Origin of the sequence: Pantoea sp. BJFS-204, assembly GCF_049310725.1 — a bacterium.
GTDB classification, from domain to species: domain Bacteria; phylum Pseudomonadota; class Gammaproteobacteria; order Enterobacterales; family Enterobacteriaceae; genus Pantoea; species Pantoea agglomerans.
On sequence record NZ_JBMOWE010000007.1, the window covers coordinates 205,780 to 218,633 of the forward strand.

The 12,854-nt window shown below is 56.7% G+C and carries 10 protein-coding genes; 6 read left to right on the forward strand and 4 right to left on the reverse strand.

The genetic code is table 11. The features are described from left to right. Positions 1-36: 36 nt before the first annotated feature. A complete protein-coding gene (yigL, locus tag ACO6VX_RS18575; protein WP_010257286.1) occupies positions 37-837 on the forward strand; it encodes a sugar/pyridoxal phosphate phosphatase YigL in 801 nt (266 codons plus the stop codon). Positions 838-886: 49 nt separating this feature from the next. Here yigL and glpT read toward each other — a convergent pair whose 3' ends face one another. Then, a complete protein-coding gene (gene glpT / locus ACO6VX_RS18580; protein ID WP_422458258.1) occupies positions 887-2,227 on the reverse strand; it encodes a glycerol-3-phosphate transporter in 1,341 nt (446 codons plus the stop codon). A gap of 374 nt (positions 2,228-2,601) precedes the next feature. Here glpT and ACO6VX_RS18585 point away from each other — a divergent pair, with 374 nt between their 5' ends. Continuing rightward, a complete protein-coding gene (locus ACO6VX_RS18585; RefSeq protein ID WP_422458259.1) occupies positions 2,602-3,465 on the forward strand; it encodes a carboxylate/amino acid/amine transporter in 864 nt (287 codons plus the stop codon). 508 nt (positions 3,466-3,973) lie between these two features. Here the strand turns inward: ACO6VX_RS18585 and ACO6VX_RS18590 are convergent. Both ACO6VX_RS18590 and metR read right to left on the reverse strand, forming a co-directional pair. After that, positions 3,974-4,453, reverse strand: coding sequence for a DUF1456 family protein (locus ACO6VX_RS18590; protein ID WP_010257278.1), 480 nt, complete (start codon positions 4,451-4,453; stop codon positions 3,974-3,976). A gap of 83 nt (positions 4,454-4,536) precedes the next feature. Further along, positions 4,537-5,463 carry an HTH-type transcriptional regulator MetR gene (gene metR / locus ACO6VX_RS18595; protein ID WP_003854400.1) on the reverse strand — a complete coding sequence of 309 codons (927 nt, stop codon included), beginning with the start codon at positions 5,461-5,463 and terminating at the stop codon, positions 4,537-4,539. A 144-nt stretch (positions 5,464-5,607) separates the two neighbouring features. Between metR and metE the strand changes: the two genes are divergently transcribed. After that, positions 5,608-7,878 (forward strand): 5-methyltetrahydropteroyltriglutamate--homocysteine S-methyltransferase, encoded by a 2,271-nt coding sequence (gene metE / locus ACO6VX_RS18600; protein ID WP_124890407.1) that lies wholly within the window; start codon positions 5,608-5,610, stop codon positions 7,876-7,878. Between the two features lie 56 nt (positions 7,879-7,934). On the opposite strand, the gene ACO6VX_RS18605 is transcribed toward metE, so the two are convergent. Then, the gene (locus ACO6VX_RS18605; protein ID WP_010257269.1) at positions 7,935-8,768 is read right to left on the reverse strand and encodes a dienelactone hydrolase family protein; all 834 of its coding nucleotides are present in this window, start codon (positions 8,766-8,768) and stop codon (positions 7,935-7,937) included. Between the two features lie 303 nt (positions 8,769-9,071). On the opposite strand from ACO6VX_RS18605, the gene udp reads away from it, so the two are divergent. From udp to rmuC, 3 genes are all read left to right on the forward strand, one after another. Continuing rightward, positions 9,072-9,833 carry a uridine phosphorylase gene (gene udp, locus ACO6VX_RS18610; protein ID WP_422458260.1) on the forward strand — a complete coding sequence of 254 codons (762 nt, stop codon included), beginning with the start codon at positions 9,072-9,074 and terminating at the stop codon, positions 9,831-9,833. Between the two features lie 92 nt (positions 9,834-9,925). Next, positions 9,926-11,194, forward strand: a complete 1,269-nt coding sequence (locus tag ACO6VX_RS18615) for a tetratricopeptide repeat protein (RefSeq protein ID WP_132499511.1) — start codon at positions 9,926-9,928, stop codon at positions 11,192-11,194. A gap of 85 nt (positions 11,195-11,279) precedes the next feature. Further along, the gene (gene rmuC, locus ACO6VX_RS18620) at positions 11,280-12,779 is read left to right on the forward strand and encodes a DNA recombination protein RmuC (protein WP_422458261.1); all 1,500 of its coding nucleotides are present in this window, start codon (positions 11,280-11,282) and stop codon (positions 12,777-12,779) included. The last annotated feature ends 75 nt before the right edge of the window (positions 12,780-12,854 follow it).

The window sequence follows — 12,854 nt, forward strand, 5'->3', positions numbered from 1 at the left end:
GGTTAAGGCCGGCAGAACCAGATACCCGAGGTTTTCATGTATCACATCGTTGCATCCGATCTGGATGGCACGCTGCTTTCTCCCGAACATCGTCTGACCCCTTTTGCGCGTGAAACGCTGCAGCAGCTGGTCGCGAAAGATATTCACTTTATATTCGCCACCGGCCGTCATCATATCGATGTCGGACAGATGCGCGACAGCCTGGCGATTCCGGCCTATATGATCACCTCAAACGGCGCGCGCGTGCACAACGCCGAGGGCGAACTGGTGTTCAGTCATAATCTGGATGAGGATATCGCCAGCGATCTGTTTGGCCTGCAATATCATCACAGCGATATCCTGACCCACGTTTACCGCGACGATGAGTGGTTTGTCAGCCGCTCAAGCCCGGCTGAGCAGGACTATTTCCGCGAGTCGGTGTTCAACTATCAGGTCTATGAGCCGGGTCTGCTGCCAACCGATAATATCAGCAAGGTCTTTTTCACCTGCGAAAATCCCGAGCATCTGATCCCGATGGAACAGGCGATTGAAGCGCGCTGGGGCGATCGGGTTAACGTCAGTTTCTCACTGCCTACCTGTCTGGAAGTGATGGCGGGCGGCGTGTCGAAAGGGCATGCGCTGGAAGCGGTCGCGAAAACGCTGGGCCATTCACTGGAAAGCTGTATCGCCTTTGGCGACGGCATGAACGATGTGGAGATGCTGAGCATGGCGGGTAAGGGCTTTATCATGCAGAACGCCCATCAGCGGTTGAAAGATACGCTGCCGGAGCTGGATGTGATCGGTTCAAATGCCGATGATGCCGTGCCGCAGACGCTGCGCACGCTCTATCTTGCTTAAGCCGTCAGCGCAAAAAAAGGGCCGGATATCCGGCCCTTTTTTATTGCCGTCAGGCAGGGGTCTTTTTGTGTTTGTGTTCGCTGACCATGGTCAGTAACAGCAGGATAACCGCCAGCACACAGCCAGCAATCATCACCATGAAGCCGCCGTCCCAGCCGAAGTAATCGACGGTGTAACCGACAATGGCGCTGGCCGCCACCGATCCACCCAGATAGCCGAACAGGCCGGTGAAGCCCGCCGCCGTCCCCGCCGCTTTTTTCGGGGCCAGCTCCAGCGCGTGCAGACCAATCAGCATCACCGGACCGTAGATCAGGAAGCCAATCACAATCATACAGGCCATATCGACGCCAGGATTGCCCGCCGGGTTAAGCCAGTAGATCACGGTCGCGATGGTTACCAGCGTCATAAAGAACACCCCGGTCGCACCACGATTACCGCGGAACACTTTGTCCGACATCCAGCCGCACAGCAGCGTTCCGGGGATCCCCGCATACTCATACAGGAAGTAAGCCCACGACGATTTATCCAGCGTGAAGTGTTTTACTTCTCTGAGATAGGTCGGCGACCAGTCGAGAATGCCGTAGCGCAGCAGATAAACAAACACGTTGGCCAGCGCGATGTACCACAGCAGCTTGTTCGGCAGCACATATTTCATGAAGATCTGTTTAGCCGTCAGCTCCTCTTCGTGGCTGGCATCATAGTCGGGCGGATAGTCGTTTTTGTACTCTTCAATCGGTGGCAGACCACAGGATTGCGGCGTATCGCGCATCAGCGCAAAGGCCAGAATCGCAATGGCGATGGCGCCAAATGCCGGCATATAGAGTGCCGCTTTCCAGTCGTTGAACCACGCCATACCGAGCAGGAACAGCAGAGGCGGAATACCGCCGCCGACATTATGGGCGCAGTTCCAGACCGAAACGATCCTGCCGCGCTCTTTCTGCGACCACCAGTGAACCATGGTACGTCCACAAGGTGGCCAGCCCATGCCCTGGAACCAGCCGCAGATAAACAGCAGCACGAACATCACCATAATGCTGGAGGTGGCCCAGGGAACGAATCCCATGATCAGCATCACTGTCGCAGCCAGAATCAGGCCTGCCGGTAAGAAGACGCGCGGGTTTGAGCGGTCAGAGACCGATCCCATGATGAATTTTGAAAAGCCGTAGGCGATGGATATGCCGGATAAGGCAAAACCGAGATCGCCACGTGAAAAACCCTCCTCTACCAGGTAGGGCATGGCGAGTGCGAAGTTTTTTCTGACCAGATAGTAGGCGGCGTAACCAAAGAAGATCCCGATGAAAATTTGCCAGCGCAGACGACGGTAGAGCGGATCAACGTGATCCTCCGCCACCTGCGGCTGACGTGGTGCAGGTTTAAAAATGCTCAGCATCAGTGAGGCCCTCCAGGGCACATTATGGTTTTTAATTCCCAGCAGGTTGGGGCAGGAAAAGAGCAGAAGAAAATGGACGCAGAATGTTCCATTTCGCGCAAAGAATAGTGTTAGTTGCGCAACGTTACTGTGATGAATGACACATTTGTTACACTTTTATTACATTCTGGAGCGGAAGTGATCATGCGATGGATCATTTCGCGCATTTTATCTGGCTGAAAGATCTTTATGCAGACAGTTATGTCAGGAAGCGAAAGCCCTTTTCCGATGGCTATTCTGATCGCCTGGTTTGTAATCAGATGTCAACCAGATTTCACAGCCTGATGGCAGCACATTGTTTACACTGACGGCCTGTTAATTTCGGGGTCGTCACCGTGTTTTTATTGATTATTACCACCATTCTGTGGGCCTTTTCGTTCAGTCTGATTGGCGAATACCTTGCCGGGCAGGTGGACAGTTGGTTCTCTGTACTGATGCGACTGGCGCTGGCTGCGCTGGTATTTTTACCTTTCCTGCGCTGGCGTGGTCATCGCCCTTCAACGCTGTTGCTTTACATGCTGGTCGGGATGCTGCAGCTGGGCGTGATGTATCTGCTGAGTTTCGAAGCCTATCTCTACCTTAGCGTGTCGGAATTCCTGCTGTTCACGGTGATGACGCCGCTTTATGTGACGCTGATTTACGATCTGATCAGCCGTCGTCCACTGCGCATGGGTTATATCTTCAGTGCACTGCTGGCTGTGGCAGGTGCGGCCATTATTCGCTATGACAAAGTCAGCGATCATTTCTGGTTTGGTCTGCTGTTAGTGCAACTGGCAAATATCTGCTTTGCGGTGGGAATGGTGGGCTATAAGCGTCTGCAGGAGACCCGCCCGATGCCGCAGCACACGGCCTTCTCCTGGTTCTATCTGGGTGCAGTGTTGATTGCGGTGATCGCCTGGTGTGCCTGGGGCAATCCACAGAAGTTGCCGACCACCTCATTGCAGTGGGGCATTCTGGTCTGGCTGGGCATTGCGGCTTCCGGTCTCGGCTATTTTATGTGGAATTATGGTGCGACCCAGGTCGATGCCGGCACGCTGGGCATTATGAATAACATGCACGTTCCTGCCGGGCTGCTGGTGAATCTGGCTATCTGGCAGGAGAAACCGCACTGGCCAAGCTTTATTGCGGGCGCACTGGTGATCCTCGCCTCGTTGTGGGTGCATAAGCGCTGGGTGGTGGGACGCGGTGACCGATCATAAACAGGGCTGCAACAGGGGTGCGGCCTCCCGGGCTGGCGCGTCCGATCGCGAAGGAATCTCACATCCCTGTGGATCGGCCGGGCCATCCCTGGCCCGGACGCTTCGCTCTTCAGACGCGCCAGCCCTGGAGACTTAACAGCATCATCGCGATTATTAATGGCTCAGAGCGAATATGAAGGAGGGGATGGAGCGCTGAAACGTAGAGCATTCGCGATGGAGCTGGCGTATGCGATCGCGAAGGAATCTTACAGGATGGTTCAGAAATGCCCCCGGCGCTTTTTCCCCTGCGACGAACGCTCCACCGATGACCCGCTTTCACTCCCCAGGGCTGGCCTGGTGTTGCTGATTAAAAAGCCATGAAGAAGCTTGAGGGAAGAGGTGGCGCAACTGAGGAGCAAAGCGTCCGAGCCAGGGATGGCGAGGCCGTGCTGCATGGATGCAGGCTTTCTTTGCGATCAGATGCGCCACTTCTGACCACGCAGGTACCCGAAGCAATCAGCCACAGACGTTAAGCAGGCTTCTCACTCTTAGGACGCTGAATCATCGCCAGCCCTTTCAGGAAGTTACGCAGAATCTGATCGCCGCATTCGCGGTAGTTCTTATGATCAGGTTTGCGGAAAATCGCACCAATCTCAGCCTGTGAAACGGTAAAATTCACGCGTTTCAGTACATCAGGAATGTCGGTGGTTTTCAGATCAAAAGCGATACGCAGCTTTCTCATGAAGATGTTATTGGTCATCTTGCGCTCAATCGACGGCGCGGGCGCATCTTCACTTTTGCCGCGACGGTAGAAGATCAGGCCATTCAGGAAATAACCCATCAGCACATCGGGGCAGGGACGGAACGCAGCATCGTCATCTTTTTTCAGCCACGCCTGAATATCCGCCAGCGGCACGTCACATTGCGCCAGCGCAAAAATCTCCACCATTTTGGCATCGCTCAGGTTGAGCATATAGCGCACGCTGCGCAGAATATCATTGTTAGTCATGGTGAAATCTTCTCGTGGTCAGTCGACAGGCTGCGCATTATAGGGGATTTTGCCCGACTTCGCGCAGGTTTGTGCCCGCCAGATTATCGCTGCAACACCGCACCGGGCAGCGCGGCGTCGCGCACAAAAGGCAGATGCTCACAGGCGTGCTGACGGGCAAAGCGGATAAACGCTTCCAGCACCGGCTGACGTTGCTCCCCTTCGCGCACGGCCGCATAAAGACGGCTCCACAGGCCATCGCCCAGCGTGCGGGTGACCACCAGACCCTGCTTCTCAAAACTCTCCACCACCCAGTGCGGCAGCGCGGCAATCCCCATACGTGCCGAGACCATCTGAATCATCAGCAGGGTGTTATCCACACTTTTCAGTGCCGGACTGACGCCTGCGGGCTGCAGGAAGTGACGCCAGATATCCAGACGCTGACGCTGCACCGGATAGATCATCAACACCTCATCGGCTAGATCTTCCGGCGAAATCTGCTCAACCTGCGCCAGCGGGTGATCCGTTGCCAGCACCAGCCGCACTTCATAATCAAACATCGGGGAGTAGAACAGACCCGAGCGCGCCAGGATATCGGAGGTCAGCACCACATCCAGCTCACCCTGTTGCAGGGCGGGTTGAGGATCAAAGGTCACGCCCGATTTGAAATCCATCACCACCTGCGGCCAGCTCTGACGGAATTTATCCAGCGCGGGGGTCAGCCACTGAATGCAGCTATGGCACTCTATTGCCACCCGCAGCGTGGTCTGATGTGGCTCATGGCAGGCCTGCAATGCCTGCTGAATCTGCGGCAGCACCTGCTCTGCCAGCTGCAGCAGAATATCGCCCTGCGGCGTAAAGCGCAGCGGCTGACTTTTACGCACGAACAGGCGGAATCCCAGCCGCTGCTCCAGATCGCTGAACTGATGAGACAACGCCGATTGCGTCTGATGAAGCTGGGCCGCCGCCGCCGCCAGCGAGCCCGTATTGCGCAGAGCCTGAAGCGTCCGCAGGTGCTTGAGTTCGATCATGAGAGTCCTTCACATCGAAAATGAACATATTGCGCTTGAGCAATATACAGTACCCGCAGAGTATAGCAGTGTAAACATCTGGACGGCTAAACATCTTTGGCTGCCCATTTCAGCCAAAGTGAAAGATTATCTGGAGAACAGCACATGACTATCCTGAACCATACCCTCGGCTTTCCCCGTATTGGCCTGCGCCGTGAACTGAAAAAAGCGCTGGAGAGTTACTGGGCTGGCGACAGCACGCAGCAGGCGTTACTGGCGACGGGCCGTGAGCTGCGTGCGCGACACTGGCAACAACAGAAAGAGGCGGGCGTCGATCTGCTGCCGGTCGGCGATTTCGCCTGGTATGACCATGTGCTGACCACCAGCCTAATGCTGGGTAACGTGCCCGCGCGTCATCAGAACAAAGCCGGCACAGTGGATCTCGACACCCTGTTCCGCCTGGGACGCGGTCGTGCGCCGACCGGTGAGCCTGCGGCGGCGGCAGAAATGACCAAATGGTTTAACACCAACTATCACTACATGGTGCCGGAATTTACCCAGGGTCAGACGTTTAAACTGACCTGGACCCAACTGCTGGACGAGGTGGATGAGGCACTGGCGCTGGGACACAACATCAAGCCAGTGCTGCTGGGGCCGGTGACGTATCTGTGGCTGGGTAAAGTGAAGGGTGAGCCGTTTGAACGTCTGTCGCTGCTGGAGGGAATTCTGCCGGTCTATCAGCAGGTGCTGGCGGAACTGGCTAAGCGCGGCATCGAATGGGTACAGATTGATGAACCCGCTCTGGCACTGGAGCTGCCGCAGACGTGGCGCGAAGCCTTCCAGCCGGCGTATGACGCACTGCAGGGTCACAGCAAACTGCTGCTGACCACCTATTTTGACAGCATCGGTCAGAACATTGATGTGATTCGTGCGCTGCCGGTGCAGGGGCTGCATGTCGATCTGGTCCATGGTCGTGATGATATTCAGCAACTGAATCAGCAACTGCCCGCCAGCTGGCTGCTGTCGCTCGGCGTGATCAACGGACGCAACGTCTGGCGCGCCGATCTGAGCCGCTGGTTCAGCCGCTTGCAACCGCTGACCAGAGCGCGTGAACAGGTGTGGATCGGCTCCTCCTGCTCGCTGCTGCATAGCCCTATCGACCTGAGCGTCGAGACCCGTCTGGATGATGAAGTCAAAAGCTGGTTCGCCTTTGCGCTGCAGAAATGTGCCGAGCTATCACTGCTGAGTCAGGCACTCAACAACAACGATGCGACGGCGCTGGAAGCCTGGAGCGCACCGGTACACGCCCGCGCTCACTCCCGCCGCGTGCATAATGCGGCGGTGGGCCAGCGTCTGCAGGCCATTACCTCACAGCACAGTGAACGCCAGAGCGCTTATCCGGTGCGGGCTGTCCTGCAGCGTCAGCGTTTTAATCTGCCAGCCTGGCCTACCACCACCATCGGCTCTTTTCCGCAGACCACTGAAATTCGCGGCCTGCGCCTCGACTTTAAACAGGGCCGGCTCGACAGCAACCATTACCGCACCGGCATCGCGGAGCACATTAAGCAGGCGATTCTCGAACAGGAGCGGCTGGGGCTGGATGTGCTGGTGCACGGTGAAGCGGAACGTAACGACATGGTTGAGTACTTCGGCGAACATCTGGAGGGGTTTGTCTTTACACAGAATGGCTGGGTTCAGAGCTACGGTTCACGCTGTGTGAAACCGCCTGTCATCATCGGCGATGTCAGTCGTCCGGAGGCGATCACCGTTGAGTGGGCCAGATATGCCCAGTCGCTGACCAACAAGCCGGTAAAAGGGATGCTGACCGGTCCGGTAACCATCCTCTGCTGGTCATTCCCGCGTGAAGATGTGTCACGCGAAACCATCGCGAAACAAATCGCGCTGGCGCTGCGTGATGAAGTCGAAGACCTGGAGAAGGCGGGCATCGGGATTATCCAGATTGATGAGCCTGCGCTGCGTGAAGGTCTGCCACTGCACCAGTCTGAATGGGCCGCCTACCTGAACTGGGCGGTGGAGGCCTTCCGACTGAATGCGGCGGTGGCGCGGGATGAAACCCAGATTCACACCCATATGTGTTACTGCGAATTTAACGACATTATGGACGCTATCGCGGCGCTGGATGCCGATGTGATCACCATCGAAACCTCGCGATCTGACATGGACCTGCTGGAGGCGTTTGAGAACTTCGACTACCCGAATGAAATCGGTCCCGGCGTCTACGACATCCATTCGCCTAACGTCCCCAGCGTGGAGTGGATAGAAGCACTGTTGCTAAAGGCGGCGAAACGCATTCCGGAAGCGCGTCTGTGGGTGAACCCGGACTGCGGTTTGAAAACACGGGGCTGGACGGAAACGCGTCAGGCGCTGGCGAACATGGTGACGGCAGCGAAGAAATTGCGTGGAGAAACGGCGTAGGGAATCGGGTCTGGTGGGGCGAAAAAATCAGGGGCGCATAAGCGCCCCTTTTTCATTTACTGCGATGCAACACCATACTGCCTGAACCAGGCCAGCATCCGCTGCCAGCCATCATTGGCAGATTCAGCATGGTAGCTTGCACGATAGTCAGCATTAAAGGCATGGCCCGCTTCGGGATAGACGATGATCTCTGCGGTTGCATTGGCGGCATGCAGTGCCTGACGCATCTGCTCGACGCTCTCCAGCGGGATACCCTCATCCTGGCCACCATACAAACCTAATACCGGCGCATTCAGATCGACCGCAATATCAATAGGATGCTTCTGCTGCTTCAGCGTGCGCTCACCGGTCAGCCGTCCATACCACGCCACGGCGGCGCGCAGTTGCGGGTTATGCGCGGCGTAGAGCCAGCTGATGCGGCCACCCCAGCAAAAACCGGTGATGCCCATGCGACGAATATCGCCGCCGTTGCGTGCGGCCCAGTTGGCGGCATGATCGAGATCGGCCAGCACCTGGCTGTCAGGCACTTTGCTGACCAGCTCGCTGAACAGCGTGGGGATATCGTTATACTCAGCGGGATCGCCCTCGCGGAAATAGAGCTCAGGCGCAATCGCCAGATAGCCTTCCAGCGCCAGGCGGCGGCAGATATCCCGGATGTGTTCATGCACACCAAAGATCTCCTGCACGACCAGCACGACAGGCCACGGGCCTTCCGCTGACTGGGGTTTTGCAAAGAATGCCGGCATGTTTTCGCCCTGACTGGGCACTGAGGTTTCACCCGCCTGAATCGCCGGGCTGTCGGTAATGATGGTGGTGGAGGCGGTGGGCTGCACGGCAGGGGCAAAGCCGCCCGTCGCCGGTTTTTGTGCCATATTATCACTGGGTTTCATTATTCTCTCCGTGCAAGCATTTGCGCAATCACGTAACTATAGCCTGGCCGGAAAGCGTATGCGCCAGGTGTCGGGTCACAGAATCAGCAGCGAATAAAATCATCCTCCTCTTTAACATTGCGCTGACCCTGACACAGCCCCACCGAGAGCTATCCGCACCAGGAAGATGCTATTGTGTGATTGTTGTCACAATTTATCTTTCGGGAAATGTAACTTTCATTTTCTTAAGTGAATGTTGTCACATATTTATTGGGCGTGCTGGCGTAGAGTGGCGCGCTACCTTCCCTTAACAGGAGTCTGAAAATGACACAGTCTGACGTTTTCCATCTTGGCCTGACTAAAGCCGATCTGCAGGGCGCCACCCTGGCGATTGTGCCGGGCGATCCGGAGCGCGTGAAGAAAATTGCCGGACTGATGGAAGATGCCACGCATCTCGCCTCACACCGTGAATTTACCTCCTGGCTGGCAAAAATTGATGGTAAGCCGGTCGTGGTCTGCTCAACCGGCATTGGCGGTCCGTCTACCTCGATTGCGGTCGAAGAGCTGGCGCAGCTTGGCGTACGTACCTTCCTGCGTGTCGGTACCACGGGCGCTATCCAGCCGCATATCAATGTCGGCGATGTGCTGGTGACCACTGCGTCTGTTCGCCTGGACGGGGCCAGCCTGCATTTTGCGCCGATGGAGTTCCCGGCAGTGGCTGATTTCGCCTGCACCACCGCGCTGGTTGCCGCCGCAGAAGCTTGTGGCGCGAAAACGCATATCGGCATCACCGCCTCTTCTGACACCTTCTATCCGGGTCAGGAGCGCTACGACACCGTCTCGGGCCGCGTAGTCAGTCGCTTCAGGGGATCGATGAAAGAGTGGCAGGAGATGGGCGTTCTCAACTATGAGATGGAATCCGCTACACTGTTAACCATGTGCGCCAGCCAGGGTCTGCGAGCCGGCATGGTGGCGGGCGTGATTGTGAACCGCACGCAGAAAGAGATCCCGGATGCGGTCACCATGAAACAGACAGAAAGTAACGCAGTGAAGATTGTGGTCGAAGCGGCGCGTCGCTTACTATAACGACCGCGTCTGGCAGCAGGTTTTTTGTCCAGACTCAAAACCTGCTGCCGGTAGTAAACGGCGCGTAACATCAGTGAAACCTGAGAGTTTTTATGCGCAATACGATTCCCGTCCGACGTCCTGCCCCTGGTGCTAATCCGGCCGCACTCAAAGCCATGCTGGAACGCAGTGCCGAACGTTTCCGTGCCGCCATGCAACAGGGCGACTATGCGCTGGCCGCTCAATGCTGTGAAGAGGTATTGCGCACGATGCCCAATCAGATGCAGGTGCTGAGCGACTACGCGCTCTGCCTGCTGCGTCTGGGTCAGTACAATAAATCGTACAAAATCTACCAGAAGATTTATCAGTCGCCGCCCGCTGTGCAGGCTACCGCCTCTGAAACCTGGCTGGATGGCTTAACCGAAGTGTGTGGCTGGCTGGATAAAAAGGACGAGGTAGCGCGTCATGGGCTGGCCTCGCTGATGCGCTCTGATGCGCGTTTCAGTCAGGGGCAGCGCGCCACGTTTCCCGCTCCGCAACCGGAGCCTGTCGATCTCACTCATCCGCACCAGAATGTCATCGCTTTCTGCCTCTATGGCGATCAGCCGCGCTACTGTGAAACCTTAATCAAAAACGTTGAAGTGGCGCCTGAGCTCTATCCCGGCTGGGTCTGCCGCATCTATCTCGATGACAGCGTGCCGCAGCATGTCTGGCAGCGCCTTGACCAGCCGCACGTCCAGCTGATCGATATGTCTCACGAGAAAACGCTGTTTCCGACCCTGTGGCGTTTCCTGGTAATGGACGATCCGGGCGTGAAGCGTTTTATTGTGCGTGATGCCGACTCGCTGCTCTCGGAGCGCGAAGCGGCAGCGGTAAACGCCTGGCTGGCGTCGCCTTACTGGTTCCACCATATGCGTGACTACTTCTCCCATACTGAGCTGCTGCTGGCAGGGATGTGGGGCGGCTGTCACGGCGTCTTCCGGGATGTGGAACAGGCGATGCGCGATTTCATTGCGCAGTATCAGGGCAGCCAGCGCTTCACCGATCAATATTTCCTCAAGGTGGCGTTGTGGCCGACGGTGCGTGAAAGCCTCCTGAGCCACGATGAACTGTTTCATTTTCATCAGGCCCAGCCGTGGCCTGACCATGCCCCCGTGCGCTGGCAGACGCCGCATTTCCATGTGGGCAGCAATGCCGGTTTTGCCAGTATGACCGGCAAATCCAGCGCCGCTGAGGGAAGCAGACAGCGCGTCGCGATCACCTCGGGCGGGACAACCTGGCACTATCTGGCGCAGGTTAAAAAGGGTGAATGGCTATTGCCCATGCCGTTTTTCCTGATTGATGAGTGGCAGGCTGGCAAGCTCACGGTGGCGGCGCTGTAAGGCGCTGAATCCTGCTAAAATTATCTGGACATTCATACAGTGCGACTCTACCTTTCCCTCAGCAGCCTGAGTCGCGGGGGAAATCATGGATCAGCACATCATTATCAGCGCCTGTCTGGCGCTTGCCGGGTTAGGGATTGGCTGGATGCTGGCACAGTTACGTGCCGGCCATCAGGTCGCCAGTTTCCAGACCGAGCGCCGTCTGCAGGAAGAGGCGCAACAGCGTCAGCAGCAGCAGATCGAACAGCTTCAGCAGCAGACGCAGCAGCGTGAGCAGGAGCTTCGTCAGCTGCACGGCGCGATGAGCGGTGCCAATGAGCGGCTGCAACAGCTTGATTACTGGCGTAATGAAAGTGAGCAGCTTAATCGTGAACTGCGCAATCAGCTGGAGGTCAACAGCGCACAGGAGGCGGAGCTGCGCGAGGTGACCATTCGCCTTGAAGAGACCCGTTTCGCCGCAGAAGAGAAACAGCGCCTGCTGACCAACAGCGAACAACGCCTTAGCGCCCAGTTTGAAAACCTCGCCAACCGTATTTTCGAAAACAGCGGCCGTCGCGTCGATGAACAGAACCGGCAAAGTCTGGACGGGCTGATTGGTCCGTTGCGTGAACAGCTTGATGGCTTCCGTCGTCAGGTTCATGAAAGCTTTGGCGCAGAAGCGCGTGAGCGACATACCCTGACCCATGAAATCCGGCAGTTACAGCAGCTGAATGCGCAGATGGCGCAGGAGGCGCTTAACCTGACCAAAGCGCTGAAGGGCGATAATAAAATCCAGGGTAACTGGGGTGAAGTGGTGCTGAGCCGGGTACTGGAAGCTTCCGGACTGCGTGAAGGCTACGAATATGAAACCCAGGTGAGCATTCAGTCAGAACAGCAGGGCAGGATGCAGCCGGATGTGATTGTGCGCCTGCCGCAGGGCAAAGATGTTGTGGTGGACGCCAAAATGACGCTTGTGGCCTATGAGCGCTACTTCAATGCGGATGATGAGATCGAGCGAGAGCAGGCTATTCAGGAACATGTCGCTGCCATGCGGGCGCACATCCGCCTGCTGGGACGAAAAGATTATCAACAATTGCCCGGGTTACGATCGCTGGATTATGTGCTGATGTTTATCCCGGTGGAGCCCGCCTTTTTGCTGGCCATTGACCGCCAGCCTGAGCTGATTGGTGAGGCGCTGCAGCAGAACATTATGCTGGTCAGCCCTACCACGCTGCTGGTGGCGTTGCGTACCATTAATAATCTGTGGCGCTATGAGCATCAGAGCCGCAATGCGCAGCGTATTGCCGATCGGGCAACGCGGCTCTATGACAAGATGCGGCTGTTTGTCGATGACATGAGCGGCATTGGTCACAGCCTGGATAAAGCACAGAACAGCTATCGCGAGGCGATGAAAAAGCTGTCGGAAGGGCGCGGCAATCTGATTGCGCAGACTGAAGGATTTCGAGCGCTGGGCGTGGAGATCAAACGACCAATCAATCCTCAGCTGGCCGAACGTGCCATGCCGGAAAACCGGGCGGCTGATGATGCAGATGATGACAGTGATGCGGATGAGAGTGAGATGCATGTGAGGCGCCTCCACGAATAGTATGGGCGCAGCGTGCCTGACTTCCGTGACTCTGATACACTTCGGGAAGTATTGTTTGTGGAGCAGGTAAAACCG